This window comes from Amycolatopsis sp. EV170708-02-1 (genome assembly GCF_022479115.1).
Classification (GTDB): domain Bacteria; phylum Actinomycetota; class Actinomycetes; order Mycobacteriales; family Pseudonocardiaceae; genus Amycolatopsis.
On the sequence record NZ_CP092497.1, the window covers coordinates 9306373 to 9324165 of the forward strand.

A 17793-nucleotide genomic window follows, 5' to 3' on the forward strand; every position below is an offset into this window, starting at 1 on the left:
GCCACTTGCGAATCCCGTGCGTGATCGGCTTCGCTGGGGGCCGGGAAACGACGGGGGAGGGAAGCGAAACGATGCCGGGTTTTCGGCGCAACAACGGGCCGCGCGATCCGGGGGAAGGTGACCAGAACGGCGACACGTCCCTGCCGCCGCTCGACCCGTTCGACCCGAACCCCGACAAGCGGTACGAGGTGCCGGCGTCCGAGCTGATGAAACCGGGGACGACGGGGTTGCTCCGGTGGCGTCGTCAGGCGACCAACGCGCCGATCGTGCAGGTCGAGGACGCGTACATCACCGGGACGCTCGATCTGCGCGCCGCCGACATCAAGTATCTGTTCCGCTTCGAGCGGTGCCGGTTCGAGCATCCGCCGGACGTCCGCGAGGCGCATCTGCTCGGGCTCGTGTTCCGCAAATGCTGGCTGCCCGGGCTCAAGGCGCGCAATCTCCGCACCCGCAACGACGTCCGCCTCATCCGCAGTGTCGTGCACGTCGACGCCGAGCACGAGATCGAGGAGACCACGGTCCAGCGCGGCGACGATCGCGAGCGCGGGATGCCGAACGCGGCGGTCAACCTCACCGACGCGGTCATCGAGGGTTCGGTCGTGCTGACCCGCACGGTGATCACTCATCCTCGCGGCAAGGCGATCCAGGCCGACCGGGTCAACATCGTCGGCGCGCTGCTGGCGTATCGGTTGGTGGCCAACGGAGAAGTCCGCATCCCGGGTATGCGCGCCGGCGGTAACGTCAACTTCTCCGGCGCGACGCTGAACAACCGGGACGGCTTCGCGCTCAACGGGAACGGGATCCACATCGGCGGCAGCCTGTTGTGCGAGGTGGACAACTATGGGCCCGCCGCGCAGCGGAAACGCTTCTCCGCCAGTGGGATCATGTACCTGCCGAGCGCCACTGTGGACAGTGACATCATCTTCCGCGAGGCCAAGCTCTCGGTGAACCAGTCCGGGCCGATCGTCGTCGACGCGTGGAAGTCGAACGATCCGTACATCGATCCGCGGCCGGCGTTGGTCGCGGATCGTTCGACGGTCAACGGAAACCTCGAGCTGAGCGACGGCATGCAGGCCACCGGGACGCTGCGGATGGTCAACGCCCGCATCGGCGGTTCATTGCGGCTGGCGGGCGCCGAGGTCCAGGTCGTCCGCGGGCAGAGTATTCCCTACTACGACCGCGCGATCCATCTCGACGGGACCACCATCGGCGGCGATCTCGAGGCGACGAGCCTGCGGGTGCCGTCCGGGCAGCTGCGCATGGCCGACATCACCGTCGGCGGCAACGTGCTGGCGTGGAACTCGATGTTCCTGCACCCGCGCCGCGACGTCTTTTCCGCGCGGCGCGCGAAGGTCGCGGGCAACTTCCAGCTCACGGACGCGACCGTCCAGGGCACTTTGCGGTTGCAGGGCGCCGAGATCGGCGGAAGCGTCAACCTCTTCGGCACGAGCCTGACCGAGCCCGGCGCGCGCACGCGGACCAGCTACTCGCTGGACGTCCGCACCGCGCGGATCGGCCGGGATCTGATCCTGACGGAGAACAAGGAACGTCCGTTCGTCGCGCAGGGCGGGGTCAACCTCGACGGCGCGCAGGTCGCGCGACGCGTCGACTTCCGCGGTGCGCGGCTCGGTTCCCTGCCACAGCACGGGATCGCGCTCGACGGCAGTGACGTGTCGGCCGACGAATTCCTGCTCACGCCCGCGGTTCCACCGGACGGCCGGATCGTGCTGCGCCGGGCGCATTGCGGGACGCTGGGTGACAACGAGGCGTTCTGGGCGTCGGCGACGGGGATCGAGCTGGAGGATTTCCGGTACGACGCGCTGCAGGAGGACATCGCGCTCGACGACGACCGCGCGATCGACCATCGCATCGTGTTGCTGCGCAAGGCGATGGACGGTTACCGGCCCGGCCCCTACGACCAGCTGGCGGCGACGCTGCGCGCGTCCGGTAATGAAGAGCACGCCTCCACGGTGCTGCTGAAGAAGCAGCAATTCCGGTACGAGGCGCTTGCGAAGGGCTTCAAGTTCTTCGGGCCCGGCGTGCACGTGTGGAGCTGGCTGCAGCGGTCGATGGTCGGCTACGGCTTCCGTCCGGTGCGGGCGCTCGGCTGGCTGTTGACGCTGCTCGTGCTGGGGAGCCTGTGGTTCGGGTTCGGGGTCGACGATTGCGTCACCAAGCCCAATCTCACGGTGAGCGGGCCGCGCTGCCTGGTCAACCAGGACGACACCGGGCTGCAGTGGAACCCCGTGCTGTACACGATCGACCTGCTGGTCCCGATCGTCGACTTCGGCAACAAGTCGCGCTGGTACATGCACGGCATGGACAACTGGGTCGCGGCCGGGTTCACCGCGTCGGGCTGGGTGCTGGCGACGACGGTCGCGGCCGGGATCAGCCGTATGCTCCGCCGCGACAACTGAGGGTATTTCACATACCCTCAGTACGGAGGTATGTCATGACGGAGCCAAGCGCCACCGGCAAGATCGCGATCGCCGCCCCGCCCGAGAAGGTGTATGCCCTGGTCAGCGACCCGGGAGCACTCGCGGACATGGCCGAGGAATACGAGGGACACCGCTGGGTCGGTGCCGCGGGGGCCGCCGTCGGCGCCAAGTTCCGTGGCCGGAACCGTCACGGGATCCGTCGCTGGAGCACGCTCTCGACGATCACGGACGCCGACGAGGGCAAGCGGTTCGCGTTCGAGGTGACCACCTTCGCCGGCCTTCCCGTCGCGCGCTGGCAATACGACATCGAGGCCTCGGGCGACGGCTGTGTGGCGATCGAGAGCACGTGGGACCGGCGTCCGGGCTGGCTGCGAGGGCCGACGTCGCTGTTCACCGGGGTCTGGAAACGGGACGATGCCAACCGGGCGAACATCGCCGCGACGCTGGCCCGGCTGAAGGCCGCCGCCGAAACCCGCGTTTAGTCCTCTGAACGCGCGGGCGAGGCCGGGTCATTCCACGAACCGCGACCAGAACTCGACGTGCCGCGGCCCGCCCTCCGGCGGCGGCCCCAGTGGCTGGCCGCAGAAGTCGTGTTGCAGGTATCCCCGCAGGTCGTAGCCGTAATAGACGATGTCGGTCTGATACACCGACAGCACCGGATATCCCGTGCTCCCGGCGATCCCGGGCAGATATCGGTGCCCGCAGACGGGCACCAGCTGCGGGGCGTGCGCCAGATGCGATCGGGCCCGCGAAAGCGCGTCGGCGAGGTCGATCGGGCGCAGGCCCCAGTCCGGCAGCCAGAAGCCGTTGTGTTCGACGTCGTAAAGCACCCCGTCGACCGGCCAGTCCAGGCGTTTTCGCAGCTGGCCGGGGTTGCCGCAGCGCCAGTCCGGCCAGCGGTCGCCGATCGGCACCCCGGCGGACAGGAATGTCCGGTGGTCGGCGGCGAACCGGAAGCCGAAGCGGGCTTCGACGTCGTCGAGCTCGGCCTCGCTCAACCCGGGACGCACGGGTTCGGCCAAGCTCGCCTGGAGGTCGTGTGCCTCCTCGATGGTGAAGGCGTGCTCAACAGTGGACATGTGTTCGAGCCTAAATTGCGCAACGCGAAGGCGCCTTCCCTTTTAACACCACTCCCTCATCACCCACATGAGGCTCCTCCCCTGGGGTGAGCTCGCCCTCTCAACGCCTGGACCTCGGAACAGCACGGCCGAGCGTGTAGTTCACTCATGTCGTGACTTCCCCACGAACGCAGTCCCGCGTACGGGCACCCGAGCTCGACGGCGACGTGTGGCTCAACACCGGCGGCGAGCGGATCACGCTCGCCGGGCTGCGCGGCCGCGTCGTCCTGCTGGACTTCTGGACCAGCGGCTGCATCAACTGCCTGCACGTGCTGGACGAGCTGCGCCCGCTGGAGGCCGAGTTCGCCGACGTCCTGGTGACCATCGGCGTGCATTCGCCGAAGTTCCTGCACGAGGGCGAGGCGGCCGCGATCGAGGCCGCCGTGCGGCGTTACGAGGTGCACCACCCGGTCCTCAACGACCCGAAGATGGCCACCTGGTCGCAGTACGCGGTCAAGGCGTGGCCGACGCTGGTCGTCGTCGACCCCGAGGGTTACGTCGTGCACGTCGCCGCCGGTGAGGGGCACGCCGAGGCGCTGCGCCGGGTGATCGCCGATCTCGTCGCGACCCACGAGGCCAAGGGCACGCTGCGCCGCGGCGGCAGCCCGTATGTGCCGGCGGAAGAGCAGCGCACCGAGCTGCGGTTCCCGAGCAAGGCCGTCACCACCGCCGAAGGCCGCATCCTGGTCGCCGACACCGGCAACCACTCCATCGTCGAGTTCGCGTCCGACGGCGAGACGATCATCCGCCGGTTCGGCAGCGGCGAACGCGGCGCGCAGGACGGGCCTTTCGACCTGGCGAGCTTCACCGAGCCGTCCGGAATCACCCTGTTGCCGTACGAGGTCGCCGAGCGCGCGGGCTATCACGCCGTCGTCGCCGACACGGCCGGGCACCGGCTGCGCGGGATCGACCTGATCACCGGCGAGGTCTCCACGGTCGCCGGTACCGGCCGCCAGTGGCGCGACGGCGTCGACACCGGCAAGGCGCTCGACATCGACCTCACCAGCCCCTGGGACGTTGCCTGGTGGGGCCCCGCGGGCGGCGTCGTGGTCGCCATGGCGGGCAACCACACGCTGAGCGTGTTCGAGCCGGTCTCGGGCACCATCCGCCGCTTCGCGGGCACAACCGTCGAGGGCCTGCGTGACGGCGACGTCCACGAAGCGTTCTTCGCGCAGACGTCCGGTCTGACGCCCCACGGGCAGAAGCTGTGGCTGGCGGACGCGGAGACGTCGGCGCTGCGCTGGATCGAGCCCGAGGGCGAGACGTTCACCGTGCACACCGCGGTCGGCGTCGACCTGTTCTCTTTCGGCCACGTCGACGGACCCGCCGACAAGGCGCTCCTGCAGCACCCGCTCGGCCTCGCCGTGCTTCCCGGCGACACCATCGCGATCGCCGACACCTACAACGGCGCCATCCGCCGCTACGATCCGCTCACTCGCCAGGTGACCACGCTCGCGACCGGGCTCGCGGAGCCGTCCGGTCTGCTGGTGCACGACGGCGAACTGCTGGCCGTCGAGTCGGCGGGCGGCCGGATCGGGCCGGTGCCGCTCGGGGAGCAGGCCGTGGCAGGCGACGCGCACGCGGTCCGCCGTCCGCCGACCGTGCTGGCGCCGGGTGAGCTGGAGTTCTCCGTCGTCTTCACCCCGCCGCCCGGGGAGAAGCTCGACGACCGGTTCGGCCCGTCGACGCGGCTGGAGATCAGCGCGTCGCCGCCGGAACTGCTCGCCGACGGCGCCGGGGTGGGCACGGACCTGTTCCGCAAGCTCCGCTTCGCCGAGGGCGTCACCGGAGGGGTGCTGCAGGTCGTCGCGCAGGCCGCGAGCTGTGACGACGGTGGCGAGCATCCCGCTTGCCGCATCACCCGGCAGGACTGGGGTGTGCCGGTGCGGTTCGAAAACGGCGGAGAAAGCGTGCTGAGCCTGGTCATGGCGGGCGACCCGGGTAAGTAGAGTCGTACTCGTGTCAGATCGGCCGAAACTCGAGATTCAGATGCTGCAGGACAGGGTGCTCGTGAAGCTGTCCCCCGAGGACGGCGAGCGCCGAAGTTCCGGCGGCATCGTCATCCCCGCCACCGCGCAAGTGGCGCGGCGGCTCGCGTGGGGTGATGTACTGGGCGTGGGCAACAGTGTGCGGAACGTCAAGACCGGTGACCGCGTGCTGTTCAACCCGGACGACCAGCACGAGGTCGAGATCCAGGGCGAGGGGCACCTGGTGATGCGGGAACGCGACATCCACGCCGTGGCGACCGAACGGACCGAACACGGCACGGGGTTGTACCTGTAACTCGAGCCACGGGAGGGGCGGTGAGGGGCGGTGCGCGAAGACCATGACGAACCGGGCGCCGACCTGTTCACCGAAGACCTCCTCTCGGCACCCGAAACCGACGAGGGCCTGGTAGACGAGCTCTTCGAGGGCGACAGGGTGGTGCATCCACCGCCGACGCCCGCATCGAAGTTCCGCAAGGGGCTCGGCAAGGTCCTCATGGCCACCGGTGTGCTCATGGGCCTGTTCGTGCTCCTGTACGCGGTCGATCTGATCGTCAGCGCCGGGGACGTCCCGCGCGGCGTCACGGTCGTGGGGATCGACGTCGGCGGTCTCACGCACAAGGAGGCCGAATCGAAGCTTCGCCGTGAGCTGGAGCCGCGGCTGATCGAACCGGTCCGGGTACGGGCGGGAGACGTCCGCACGGTGCTGTACCCGACGTCGTCCGGTCTCGGCCTGGACTGGCCACAGACGCTGGGCCGCGCCGGGCATCAGCCACTGAGCCCGTACACGCGGCTGATGTCGTTCTTCACCAGCCGCGAGGTCGGCGTCGTCACCTGGACCGACGCGCCGAAGCTCGAAAAGGCCGTCTCGGACCTCGCCGCCACGAAGCTGAACCGCCCGCCGGTCGAAGGGAACATCACCTTCCAGCCGGTCGCGGGCACCGACGGCGGTGTCGTCCCGGCCGCGGTCGAGCCACGGAACGGGCAGACCCTCGCCGACGTCAAGGAGGCGGTCACCGCGGTCACCGACGGCTGGCTGAGCGACGACGGTGTCGAGCTGAAGGTGAACGTCTCGCCGGTGAAGGCGACTTCGCCCGGTGTGCACGCGGCGCTCGTCAAGATCGTCGTCCCCGCCGTCGCGAAGCCGCTGATCATCCGCGGCGAAGGCAAGGACGCGACGCTGAAACCGGACGCGATCGCGGGTTCCTTCCAGTTCGCCGCGCGCGACGACGGCAACCTCGAAGTGCGTATCGACCAGGGCAAACTGCGGGCGGTGGCGCAGCCGCAGCTCAAGGAGACCGAGACCGACGGGGCGGACGCGCAGATCGTCTTCGTCGGCGACCGGCCGGCGGTCCAGCCGTCGAAGGACGCGCGGAAGGTCAACTGGGATCTCACGTTCTCCTCGCTGACCACGACGCTCGCCAAGAGCGAAGAGCGTGAGCTGAAAGCGGTTTACGACGCCAGCAGCCCGGCCGTCAGCACCGAGGCGGCGAACGTCCTCGGCATCAACGAGGTCATCGGCGAGTTCACCACGTCGGGGTTGAGCGGGCCGGCGATGACGAACGTGCAGGCGCTGGCCGCCAGGGTCTCCGGTGCCATCGTGAAGCCGAACGAGCGATTCAGCCTCGGCGCGCGGTCCGGGCCGAGGACGGCGGAGGCGGGCTACGTGCCCGCCCCGGTGAACGAGGACGGCACCGGGCCGGTCGTGGTCGGCGGCGGTGTCTCGCAGCTCGCGACGACGCTCTACAACGCCGCGTACCTGGCGGGCCTCGCCGACGGCGGTCATCTCGAACACGACAACTACCTGGACCGGTATCCGGTCGCCCGTGACGCCAAGGCGATCAACACCGACGGATCGCCGGTCGATCTGCAGATCGTCAACGACGCCCCGACCGGGATCGCGATCCAGGTGATCCCCGCCAACGGCTCGGTGACGGTGCGGATCTGGGGGACCAAACGGTTTTCGGTGCAGAGCGTCGGCGGTGAGCGGCACTCCTACGTCCCCCAGCCGGTGCAGATGGGCTCGGGCCCAGGCTGCGTGCCGGATCCCGGCGCCGCCGGGTTCAGCACCTCGGACACCCGCGTGCTCGTCGACGTCGTCACCGGTACGGAGGTCCGCCGGGAGACCCGCAACGCCACCTACTCGCCGAGGACGGCGATCATCTGCGCCTGAGCTTCACCGCAGCACCATGCAGCCCCGCGCTTCGAAGTCCGCGAGCCACGAAGGCTCGCGCAATTCCTTGTTCCACCGCAGATCCAGCTTGTCCAATTTGGACAGCCGGGTGATGGACTCCGGTAGCGAGGTGAGCCGGTTCTCCCGCAGGTCGAGCTGACGCAGCTCGCTCAGGTCCCCGATGGAGGACGGCAAGGAAGTCAGCAGATTCTTCCGCAGATGCAGTTCGCGTAACGCGGAAAGCGTCCCCATCGATTCCGGAATCCCGGTCAACCCGTTGCCGTACAAGCGGAATTCGCGCAGCGAGGTCAGCCCGGAGAGATCGTCCGGAAGAGTGGAGATGCGATTGTCCGTGCACCCCAGGTACTTCAGCCGTCCGAGCGAACACAGCGCGGCGGGGAACTCGGTCAACCGGTTGTCGCTCACGTAGAGGTACTCCGTCAGCCCGGAAAGCTCGCCGAGTTCGTCCGGCAGGACGGAAAGTTCGTTGTGCCCCAGATCCAGCGTATGCAGATTCCGCAACGCGCCGATCGAGGGCGAGACGGCGGTCAGCCGGTTGGTGGCGAGATTCAGCACGCGGAGCCCGGAAAGCGACCACAGCTCGTCGGGGACGGACGTCAGCCGGTTGTCGTAAAGATCCAGGTACTCCAGCGTCGGCGGGAGGGAGATGCCGGACAGGGAGGTCAGCCCCTGGCCACCGAGTTCGAGTCGAGTGGTCACAGGGGCCGACCTTAGTGGTCACCATCGGAAGTCCTCCGGGGGTCTCGACGGCCCAGCTTCCCGCTGGACGCACGGCCGCGAGGCCCGAGTACAACCCGGTACGAGGACCTCACGGCCGCACGCCCGGCGGAAACCTGGATCCGCCGAATACCCCCGAAAGACTTCCGATGGCAACCACTTAGTCCTCGGTCAGGTCGCGGCGCGATGCCCGCCCTTGACCTTGGCGTAGATCGCGGCCGCGGCGATGACGCCGACGATGGCCGCGCCGACCTGGAAGGCGTGCCGGATCCAGTCGATGCCCGCGGTGTCACGGACGCCGAACACGCCGGCCAGCCAGTTGCCGATGAACGCGGCGATGATGCCGACGACGATCGTCAGCCACATCGGGATCTTCTGATCGCCGGGCGCGATCATCCGGCCGATGACGCCGAGGATCAGCCCGACCACGATCGTGGTGATGATGCCCCAAAGGCCACCCAACATGGTTCCTCCTTCGCTGGAGAATCGAGTGAACCCACGGTGACACCGAAACCGGCTCGTCGCGCCTCAAGACCCCTTACCGGGTGACACCTCGGCGTCCGTAGAGGTTCGCGGCCAGCGTGACCCCGATACCGGCGATGACGATCTGGGTGATGAGTTCGAGCCAGTCGAAACCCTTCGTGTCCGCGTAACCGAGCCCGCGGGCGATCGCGGTGCCGATGAAGGCGGCGACGATACCGACGACGATGGTCAGCCAGATCGGGATGGACTGCTTGCCGGGGGCGAAGAACCTGCCGAGCACCCCGAGGACCAAACCGACCACGATCGCCGTGATGATGCCGGTGACTGCCATTGAGACTCCTTTGCCGAGCTCTCCGCCGACGGGCGGACTCAGCACGGAAATTCCCCCGGCAATCCCCTCGAAACCACGAAGAGCCCCCTCCGGGCCGGAGAGGGCTCTTCGTCACGAAACCGTTTAGAACGCGGCTTCGGGGATCTCCATGAGGCTGTTGTCCGCGGCCTCGACGATCGCGCGGCGCGACGTCAGCTCCGGCAGCACGCTCTTCGCGAAGAACGACGCCACGGCGAGCTTGCCCTCGTAGAACGGGACGTCCTTCGCCGACGCGCCCGCGTCGAGCTTGCCGATGGCGACCTCGGCGTGCTTGATGAGCTGCCAGCCGATGAGCAGGTCGCCGACCGACATCAGCAGGCGGACCGTGTGCTGGCCGACCTTGTTGATGTTCTGCGGGTCTTCCTGCGACGAGGTCAGGTAGCCGATCAGCGAGCCGAGCATGCCCTGGGTGTCCTCGAGCGCCTGCTTGAGCAGCCCGCGCTCGTTCTTGAGCCGCCCGTTGCCGATCTCCGACTCGATGGTCTTCGTGATCTCGCCGGCGACGTAGGCCAGCGAAGCGCCCTTGTCGCGGACGATCTTGCGGAAGAAGAAGTCCAGCGACTGGATGGCCGTGGTGCCTTCGTACAGCGAGTCGATCTTCGCGTCACGGATGTACTGCTCGATCGGGTAGTCCTGCAGGAAGCCGGACCCGCCGAGGGTCTGCAGCGACTGCACGAGCTGCTCGGTCGCGCGCTCGGAGCCGACGCCCTTGACGATCGGCAGCAGCAGGTCGTTGACGCCGTGCGCGATCTTCTGCGAAGCCTCGTCGCCCTCGCCGGTCCACACCTGGTCCTGGAAGGTCGCGGTGTAGAGGTACACCGCGCGCAGGCCCTCGGCGTACGCCTTCTGCAGCATCAGCGAGCGGCGGACGTCCGGGTGGTGGGTGATGGTGACGCGCGGCGCCGCCTTGTTCAGCATGTTCGGCAGGTCGGCGCCCTGGACGCGCTCCTTGGCGTACTCGAGCGCGTTGAGGTAGCCGGTCGACAGCGTCGCGATGGCCTTCGTGCCGACCATCATGCGGGCGTACTCGATGACCTGGAACATCTGCGCGATGCCGTCGTGCACCTCGCCGAGCAGCCAGCCCTTGGCGGGGGTGCCGTGCTGGCCGAAGGTCAGCTCGCAGGTGGTGGAGGCCTTGATGCCCATCTTGTGCTCGACGTTGGTGACGAAGGCGCCGTTGCGCTCGCCCAGCTCACCGGTCTCGCCGTCGAAGTGGAACTTCGGCACGAGGAAGAGCGAAAGGCCCTTGGTGCCGGGCTTGGTCTCGATCCCGGGGCCCTCGGGGCGGGCCAGCACCAGGTGCATGATGTTCTCGACCATGTCGTTCTCGGCCGAGGTGATGAACCGCTTCACGCCGTCGATGTGCCAGGAGCCGTCCTCCTGCTTGACGGCCTTGGCGCGGCCGGCGCCGACGTCGGAACCGGCGTCGGGCTCGGTGAGCACCATGGTGGCGCCCCAGCCGCGGTCGATCATGATCTGCGCCCAGCGCTTCTGCTCGTCGGTGCCGTTCTTGTCGACGATGCCGGCGAAGTTCGGGCCCGCCATGTACATGAACAGCGGCGCGTTGGCACCGAGGATCAGCTCGGCCGCGGCCCACTGCACGGTCGGGGGCAGGCCGAAGCCGCCCAGCTCGTTCGGCAGGCCCAGCCGCCACCATTCGCCGTCCATCAGCGCTTGGTAGCTCTTCTTGAACGACTCGGGGATCTTCACCGAGAAGGTCTTCGGGTCGTACACCGGCGGGTTGCGGTCCGCGTCGGCGTACGAGTCGGCGAGGGGACCGGAAGCGAGCTTGTTGAGCTCGGTCAGCACGCCGCGGGCGGTCTCCTCGTCGGATTCCGCGAGGACGCCCTTGCCGAGGCGGTCCTGCACGCCGAGGACCTCGAAGAGGTTGAACTCCAGGTCTCGGACGTTGCTCTTGTAGTGGCCCATTTCGTCACTCCAATGTGTTCGGCTCCCCGGCCGGGCACACGTCCCTACTCGCCGGTAACATCAGGATATTACCTGTGGGTAACCGGCGGCAAGTGAATGGCCACTGTTGTGATGTGTAAATCAGCAATCCGGGGGGTCTCAGCGGGGTGACGGGGCGACAGAAGTGGCCGCCTGCGGCTCGGCGGGGGTGTGCGCGTCGTCGGGATTCGCGACCAGGATGCCGGAGCGGAACGCGATCGTCACCGCGTGTGTGCGGTCGCGTGCCGAAAGCTTGCGCAGGATGCTCTTGACGTGCGTCCGCACGGTTTCCACGGACAGGAACAGGATCTTCGCGATCCCGGAGTTCTCCAGCCCCTCGGCCACCAGTTGCAGGACCTGGTACTCGCGGCGCGACAGCGGCATCAGGCCGCGCGCGGTCGCCGGCTTGGGGGCGTCGCCCGGCTTCGGGAGCACGGGCTGGCGCTTCGGCCGCGCCGTCAGCGCCGCCAGCGTCGGGTCGATGTAGCGGCGGTCGCTGTGCGCGCGCCGGATCGCCTCGGCCAGGTGCCGCCCGTCGGTCGCCCGCGGCACGATCGCGTGCACGCCGGCGGCGATCGCCGCGGCGAGGTACTGCTGGGTGCGATTCGTGTCTCTGATCATCGTGATGATGACCAGCGCCGGGTCGCCGCCGCTGAGCAGCCGGGACAGGTGGCAGTTCGGGTCGAGCGCCGAATCCAGCACGATGACGTCCGGTTTGAGCTGTTCGCACAGCTGCAGCGCGGCATGATGGCTCGCCGCGTGGCCGAGCCACTGCAGCCCCGGCGTGCGGTGGACCAGCGAGCTCAATCCCTCGCAGAAGATCGGGATCGGATCGACGGCGGCCACGCCGAGTCCGCGGCCGCCTGGCGACAGTCCGCCAGGCCTGCCGGCCTGCGTTCGGTTCGGCTCGATGCTTCGCATCACGGACCCCTCCGTTTTCGTGCCCGCCATCTCCGAACGAGAGGACTCGGAAGTCCATTCGGTGACCACTGCCCCCCGGCGTGGTCACCCTCGTCAACCGGTCCCCCCTGCGGGACCGGACAGAGATGACACCTCGTAACTATTACGAGTCGGCAGACCGGGGCACGTGACGCGATATCCCCCTCATAGATGTATCGCCTCGTCGCAGCAAACTCTGCGTATCAGCTGGTTGTGGAACTCTTGCTCGAATGAGCGCGACGGCGGGAGATCCTGACCCGTTCGCTACTCAGAGTGGACTTCGGCACGAAGACGCCCGAACTCGTCCCCGAGCGCCGCGGGCGTCCAATGCGCGTTCAGCCCGCTCGGATTCGGCAGCACCCAGACCCGCGCTCCGCCGATCTCGGTGTCTTGCGGGCCGATCTTCGCCTTCGGCAGGCCGAACGCCGTCCGATAGGCCGTGATCCCGACCACCGCGAGCCAGCGTGGCCGGAATTCGGCGACCCTCGCCGTCAGCAGACGGCCGCCTTCCCGGAATTCGTCCGGTGTCAGCTCGTCGGCCCGCGCCGTCGTCCGCGCGACGACGTTCGTGATGCCCAGGCCGAGGCCGAGCAGTTCGTCCTGTTCGCCGGGGTCGAGCAGGCGCGGCGTGAAGCCGCCGCGGTACAGCGCCGGCCAGAACCGGTTCCCCGGCCGGGCGAAGTGCAGGCCGAGGGCGCCCGAGTAGAGGCCGGGGTTGATCCCGCAGAACAGCACGTCCAGATCGGGCGCGATGACGTCGTCGATGGTCTTGCCGTAGGCGGCGGCCAGCTCGTCCTTGGTCGGTTTCGTCCTCACCGGGCCAGTTTCCGGCACGCTGGCGGGTATGGATCAGGGGGCGTTCACGGCGGACGGCTGTTCGGTGGAGGTGTACCGGCTGCTGCCGCCTGGCGACGAGCCGGAGATCGTGCACGCGGCGGTCCCGGCGGGCGCCTCGATCCTGGAGCTCGGCTGCGGCGCCGGGCGGATCACGCACGCGTTGCTGGAGCTCGGGCATCCGGTGGTCGCGGTGGACGATTCGCCGGAGATGCTCGCCCACGTCCGCGCCGAGACGGTGTGCTCGAAGATCGAGCGGTTGCGGCTCGGCCGGGTCTTCGACGTGGTGCTGCTCGGCAGCCACCTGATCAACACCGCCGCCGCGGCCGATCGGGCGGCCTTCCTGGCCACCGCCCGCGCGCATGTCGCGCCCGGCGGGCGAGTGCTCGTCGAATGGCATCCGCCCGAGTGGTTCGCCTCGGTCCGGAACGGCCAAGGCGGCGAACTCGGCGAGGTCGACGTCCGGCTCGGCCAGGTCGTCCGTGACGGTGACCTGCTGTCGGCCGTCGTGCGGTACTCGGCGGGCGTCCGGTGGTGGAGCCAGGCGTTCACCTGCCGCCGACTCGACTCGAAGGCCCTCGACGCCGCCCTGACCAGCGCGGGCCTGGTCTTCGACCGCTGGTGCACCGAGGACCGGACGTGGTTCTCGGCGCACCCCGAGTGACCTGCGACACCCACTTTCGTCTCAAGGGGTGGTCAACTCAGCACGATATGCGTACTGTTTGTGATCTCGCCCACAAGGTCGTCTTCGAGGAGGCGTTTTGCAGCTCTCGCTCATCCTCGGCCTGGTCGCGCTGATCTTCGTGGTGGCCACCGTGCTGGTGATCGCGGAAGACCGGCGGGCCGCGCGGCGCGCGGCCCAGCGGCGGCAGGCGAGGCTAGCGGATCTGGGCGAGGTCGACCCGCTCGCGGCGCGGAAGCTGAAGCTCGACCGTTGAGGGAACGGGCTTCCGCACGAGGCTGAGCAGCAGGGCCCCGGCGATCCAGCCGAGCATCGCGCCGCCGGTGTTGTTGAGCAGGTCGTCGACGTCGAAGATCCGGTAGACGTAGGGCGCGGTGCCGAAGTTCGCGGTCAGCTGCGTGATCTCGATCAGCAGCGAAGCGGCGAGGCCGATCAGCGTCGTGCCGGCGAGGCCGCGCTTCCAGAGCGTCCTGGCGAAGAAACCGAGCGGGACGAACAGCAGCACGTTCATGGTGGCCTGCTGGAAGGTCTGGGTGGTGAACCAGTCCGCCATCGGCAGCCCGTGCTTGAGCAGTTCGGTGTGGATGTCGGCGACCCACTGGAACGGGTGCAGCTGCACGGTCTGGCTCAGCCGTTTGACGCCGGGGCCGGGCAACGGCAGGAAGGTCACCGCCAGCGTCATGGTCGCGTAGAGCAGCACGGCGGCCATGGTCAGGACGGGACGAAGCCGCACTCGGCCGTGCCGCGCGTGCAGCACGATCAGCTGCGGGATCAGCACCGTCGCCCAGAGCGCGAAGAAGCCGATCAAGCCGTACTGCAGGGCGGTGACCTGTGCGTTCGTCATGACCACGACGTTATGGATCACCAGGGGGCCGCCACTTCGGTCGAAGGGCCGCGGTGGCCGGGGCCGGATCGGCCGAGTGGCCGACCCCGATCTTGGCCGATCGGCGATATTCGTTCCGCGATCCACCGGCCGACGTGGGATTCTGCCTGGATGCTGATCGTTCGACGGCTCGTCCCCGCGGACCTCGACGTCTTCCGTGAAGTCCGCCTCCGTGCCCTGACGGACACCCCCGAGAACTACGGCTCGATCGCCGCGGCGGAAAGCGCGCAATCCGACGAGGAGTGGCTCGCGAAGCTGGCCGGGGACGTCTGGTTCGCCGCCTTCGACGACGGACGTCCGGTGGGTCTCGTCGCCGGGCGGGCTCGGGACGACGGCTGGATCCTCTACTCGATGTGGGTCGCGCCCGAAGCCCGGGGCCGGGGGCTGGGCACCAGGCTGATGGGCGAGGTGCGGTCGGCCGCCGAGGACGACGGCGCGCGCGAGGTGTGGCTGCACGTCGCGGAGGACAACGACCGGGCGCGGCGGCTGTACCTGAAGCTCGGGTTCATCGCGACGGGTGAACTGGAGCCGATGCCGAACGACGTCACCCGGCGGCGTGAACGGCTTTACTTACCTGTTACCGCCGGTAGCAGTAAATAGCCTAACCTCGCGGGATGGACAACGTCGTCTTCGACCGCGCGGGCAAAGGCGAGCCCTTGGTGCTGATCCACGGGGTCGGTCATCGCCGTCAGGCCTGGTCGCCCGTGCTCGGCCTGCTCACCCCGCACCGGGACGTCATCGCCGTCGACCTGCCCGGATTCGGCGAATCGGCGCCGCACTCCGGCGGTTACGGCGTCGAAGCCGCCGTCGAGATGTTCAGGAAGCTCTTCGACGACCTCGGCCTCGGCAAACCGCATGTCGCGGGCAACTCGCTCGGCGGGCTGCTCTCGCTCGCGCTCGGGGAAGCCGGTCTCGTCCGCAGCGTGACGGCGTTGTCCCCGGCCGGACTGTGGACGCCGCGGCAGCAGCGATACGCGCTGAGCATGTTGCGCACCCATCGCCTGCTCGCCGAGCGGATCCCCGAACGCACCGCGCGGCGGCTCGCCGCGACCCCGGCGGGCCGGTCGGTGCTCACCGGGATGATCGTCGGCCGCCCGGACCGGCTCACCACGCAGGTCGTCATGGAGGACATCCGCGCGCTCGCCGGCTGCCCCGGCTTCCGGCCGACGCTGGAGCAGGCCCGCGGCGGTTTCCGGTTCGACGGTGTCGTCCGTGACGTGCCGGTGACCATCGCGTGGGCGGAACGCGACCGCATCCTCGCCCGCCCGAAGGCCGCCGAGCTGCGCCGGATCGCGCCGGAGGCCGAGCTGCTGGTGCTGCGCGGATGCGGGCATGTGCCGATGAACGACGAGCCCGAACTGGTCGCCCGGGTGCTGCTCGACGGCAGCTCACGCGCCATGTGACGGTTGCCTATCGTCCTCCTTTTTCCTCTGGTGAAGGTCAAACCCGCAAGGCAGACTGCTCCGCCGTGCGCCCAACAACGAAGCTCTCCACCCGGATGGCCGTCGTCGCCGCGACCGCGCTGACCGCGTTGGCCGTCGTCGCCGCGCCCGCGTCCGCCGCGCCGTCGACCACCGACGTCCGGCTGATCACGTTCAACGACCTGCACGGAAACCTCGAACCGCCGTCCGGTTCGAGCGGCCGTGTCACGCTGCCCGACGGCAAGACCGTCAACGCGGGCGGCGCCGCTTATCTCGCGACGCACCTGAAGAAGCTTCGCGGCGAAGCGCGTAACTCGGTCGTCCTATCGGCCGGTGACAGCATCGGCGCGTCGCCGGTGATCTCGGCTCTGTTCCACGACGAGCCGACGGTCGAGCTGCTGAACCAGCTCGATGTCGAAGCCTCCGTGGTGGGCAACCACGAATTCGACGAGGGCCTCAAGGAACTCCGCCGGATGCAGCATGGCGGCTGCCACCCCACCGACGGCTGCCAGTTCCGCGAGTCCTTCAAGGGCGCGAACTTCCCCTTCCTCGGGTCCAATGTGTACTACGAGAACGGTGTCCCGGCGTTGCTGCCGTTCAGCATCGAGGTCTCCGGTGGCGTCCCGATCGGCGTCATCGGCGCGACACTGAAGGATCTGCCGCAGGTCGTCACCCCGGAGGCGATCAAGGGCCTCAAGTTCGGCGACGAGGTCGAGGCCATCGACCGCACGGCCAAGCTGCTCGACATGTTCGGCGTCAAGGCGCAGGTCGTGCTGCTGCACCAAGGCGACAACTCCGAGACCGCCGGCCCGGACGAGTGCAAGGTCAAACCGGGCGCCGCGACCGCGATCGCGCGGCAGGTGACGTCCAAAGTGGACGCCATCTTCACCGGGCACAGCCACCAGCAGTACAACTGCGTGATCGACGATCCCGCGGGCGCGCCGCGTCCGGTGATCCAAGGCGCGTCGTTCGGCCGTCTGCTTTCGGTCGTCGACCTGAAGATCGACCGCCGGACCCGCGACGTCGTCCGCGGCGAGACCAAGGCGCACAACCAGATCGTCACCCGCGACGTCGCGCCGGACGCCGACGTGGTGAAGCTGATCGAGGAGGCCAAGACCAAGGCCGCGCCGATCGCGAACAAGGCCGTCGGCACCATCACCGCGGACCTGGTCGCCAAGGGCGCGGCCTCCGGCGAGTCCCCGCTGGGCGACGTCATCGCCGACGCCCAGCTCGAAGCGACGAAGTCGAACGGCGCGCAGATCGCGATGACGAACCCGGGCGGGATCCGCACGGACTTCACCTTCCTGTCCTCGCCCGCCGGCGAGGGCGACGGCGTCGTGACCTACGGCGAGGCGTTCGCCGTGCAGCCGTTCGCGAACATCATGCAGACGATCACGCTCACCGGGGCGGACCTGAAGAACGTGCTCGAACAGCAATGGCAGGCCAACGGGGTCGTGCGGATCCTGCAGATCTCGAAGTCGCTGAAGTACTCCTATTCGGCGTCGGCGGCCCAGGGTTCGCGCGTCTCGAACCTGACGCTCGACGGGGCGCCGATCGACCCGGCGGCGTCGTACCGCGTTTCGGTGAACAACTTCCTCGCCGCCGGCGGGGACGGCTTCACCGAGTTCACGAAGGGGACCAACCTGTCGGGTGGTCCGGTGGACCTGGACGCGCTGATCGCGTACTTCGGCGCGCACCCGGGCATCGCACCGCCGCCCGCGGACCGGATCACCGCCCTGCCGTAACCCCTCAAGCGCGTGCCATGAAAGGTCCGTTCCTCGC

18 protein-coding genes are annotated in these 17793 nt (G+C 68.7%); 10 read left to right on the top strand and 8 right to left on the bottom strand.

Annotation, left to right across the window (positions count from 1 at the left end; genetic code table 11):
• The first annotated feature begins 71 nt into the window (after positions 1-71).
• Both MJQ72_RS42760 and MJQ72_RS42765 read left to right on the top strand, forming a co-directional pair.
• A complete protein-coding gene (locus MJQ72_RS42760) occupies positions 72-2417 on the top strand; it encodes an oxidoreductase (RefSeq protein WP_240596512.1) in 2346 nt (781 codons plus the stop codon).
• Between the two features lie 35 nt (positions 2418-2452).
• Complete coding sequence (locus tag MJQ72_RS42765; protein WP_240596513.1) at positions 2453-2920, top strand: SRPBCC family protein; 468 nt, start codon at positions 2453-2455, stop codon at positions 2918-2920.
• A 27-nt stretch (positions 2921-2947) separates the two neighbouring features.
• On the opposite strand, the gene MJQ72_RS42770 is transcribed toward MJQ72_RS42765, so the two are convergent.
• Positions 2948-3517 (bottom strand): hypothetical protein, encoded by a 570-nt coding sequence (locus tag MJQ72_RS42770; RefSeq protein WP_240596514.1) that lies wholly within the window; start codon positions 3515-3517, stop codon positions 2948-2950.
• Between the two features lie 152 nt (positions 3518-3669).
• On the opposite strand from MJQ72_RS42770, the gene MJQ72_RS42775 reads away from it, so the two are divergent.
• The 3 genes from MJQ72_RS42775 to MJQ72_RS42785 are packed head-to-tail and all read left to right on the top strand — an operon-like array spanning position 3670 to position 7714.
• A complete protein-coding gene (locus MJQ72_RS42775; RefSeq protein ID WP_240596515.1) occupies positions 3670-5505 on the top strand; it encodes an NHL domain-containing thioredoxin family protein in 1836 nt (611 codons plus the stop codon).
• Between the two features lie 40 nt (positions 5506-5545).
• A complete protein-coding gene (locus MJQ72_RS42780) occupies positions 5546-5839 on the top strand; it encodes a co-chaperone GroES (RefSeq protein ID WP_007032412.1) in 294 nt (97 codons plus the stop codon).
• A gap of 30 nt (positions 5840-5869) precedes the next feature.
• Positions 5870-7714 (top strand): VanW family protein, encoded by a 1845-nt coding sequence (locus tag MJQ72_RS42785; protein ID WP_240596516.1) that lies wholly within the window; start codon positions 5870-5872, stop codon positions 7712-7714.
• A 3-nt stretch (positions 7715-7717) separates the two neighbouring features.
• Here the strand turns inward: MJQ72_RS42785 and MJQ72_RS42790 are convergent, their stop codons facing one another.
• The 6 genes from MJQ72_RS42790 to mug form a co-directional block, all read right to left on the bottom strand.
• The gene (locus tag MJQ72_RS42790) at positions 7718-8434 is read right to left on the bottom strand and encodes a leucine-rich repeat domain-containing protein (RefSeq protein WP_240596517.1); all 717 of its coding nucleotides are present in this window, start codon (positions 8432-8434) and stop codon (positions 7718-7720) included.
• 189 nt (positions 8435-8623) lie between these two features.
• Complete coding sequence (locus MJQ72_RS42795) at positions 8624-8917, bottom strand: GlsB/YeaQ/YmgE family stress response membrane protein (protein ID WP_240596518.1); 294 nt, start codon at positions 8915-8917, stop codon at positions 8624-8626.
• 73 nt (positions 8918-8990) lie between these two features.
• The gene (locus MJQ72_RS42800; RefSeq protein ID WP_240596519.1) at positions 8991-9266 is read right to left on the bottom strand and encodes a GlsB/YeaQ/YmgE family stress response membrane protein; all 276 of its coding nucleotides are present in this window, start codon (positions 9264-9266) and stop codon (positions 8991-8993) included.
• A gap of 123 nt (positions 9267-9389) precedes the next feature.
• Positions 9390-11234 (bottom strand): acyl-CoA dehydrogenase, encoded by a 1845-nt coding sequence (locus MJQ72_RS42805; RefSeq protein ID WP_240596520.1) that lies wholly within the window; start codon positions 11232-11234, stop codon positions 9390-9392.
• Positions 11235-11372: 138 nt separating this feature from the next.
• Positions 11373-12173 carry a response regulator transcription factor gene (locus MJQ72_RS42810; protein ID WP_240596521.1) on the bottom strand — a complete coding sequence of 267 codons (801 nt, stop codon included), beginning with the start codon at positions 12171-12173 and terminating at the stop codon, positions 11373-11375.
• Positions 12174-12455: 282 nt separating this feature from the next.
• Positions 12456-13007, bottom strand: coding sequence for a G/U mismatch-specific DNA glycosylase (gene mug, locus MJQ72_RS42815; RefSeq protein ID WP_240596522.1), 552 nt, complete (start codon positions 13005-13007; stop codon positions 12456-12458).
• 28 nt (positions 13008-13035) lie between these two features.
• Between mug and MJQ72_RS42820 the strand changes: the two genes are divergently transcribed.
• A complete protein-coding gene (locus MJQ72_RS42820; protein WP_240596523.1) occupies positions 13036-13689 on the top strand; it encodes a bifunctional 2-polyprenyl-6-hydroxyphenol methylase/3-demethylubiquinol 3-O-methyltransferase UbiG in 654 nt (217 codons plus the stop codon).
• Positions 13690-13786: 97 nt separating this feature from the next.
• On the top strand, positions 13787-13963 hold the full coding sequence (locus MJQ72_RS42825; protein ID WP_167551731.1) for a hypothetical protein: 177 nt from the start codon (positions 13787-13789) through the stop codon (positions 13961-13963).
• On the opposite strand, the gene MJQ72_RS42830 is transcribed toward MJQ72_RS42825, so the two are convergent.
• Positions 13904-14551: a VanZ family protein gene (locus tag MJQ72_RS42830; RefSeq protein WP_240596524.1), complete on the bottom strand. Its 648-nt coding sequence runs from the start codon at positions 14549-14551 to the stop codon at positions 13904-13906. The two genes, MJQ72_RS42825 and MJQ72_RS42830, sit on opposite strands and share 60 nt — an antisense overlap.
• Positions 14552-14701: 150 nt before the next feature.
• On the opposite strand from MJQ72_RS42830, the gene MJQ72_RS42835 reads away from it, so the two are divergent.
• The 3 genes from MJQ72_RS42835 to MJQ72_RS42845 all read left to right on the top strand — a co-directional run bounded on the left by MJQ72_RS42835 (position 14702) and on the right by MJQ72_RS42845 (position 17756).
• Positions 14702-15190: a GNAT family N-acetyltransferase gene (locus tag MJQ72_RS42835; protein ID WP_240596525.1), complete on the top strand. Its 489-nt coding sequence runs from the start codon at positions 14702-14704 to the stop codon at positions 15188-15190.
• Between the two features lie 14 nt (positions 15191-15204).
• On the top strand, positions 15205-15993 hold the full coding sequence (locus MJQ72_RS42840; protein WP_240596526.1) for an alpha/beta fold hydrolase: 789 nt from the start codon (positions 15205-15207) through the stop codon (positions 15991-15993).
• A 95-nt stretch (positions 15994-16088) separates the two neighbouring features.
• Positions 16089-17756: a bifunctional UDP-sugar hydrolase/5'-nucleotidase gene (locus MJQ72_RS42845; protein ID WP_240601575.1), complete on the top strand. Its 1668-nt coding sequence runs from the start codon at positions 16089-16091 to the stop codon at positions 17754-17756.
• The last annotated feature ends 37 nt before the right edge of the window (positions 17757-17793 follow it).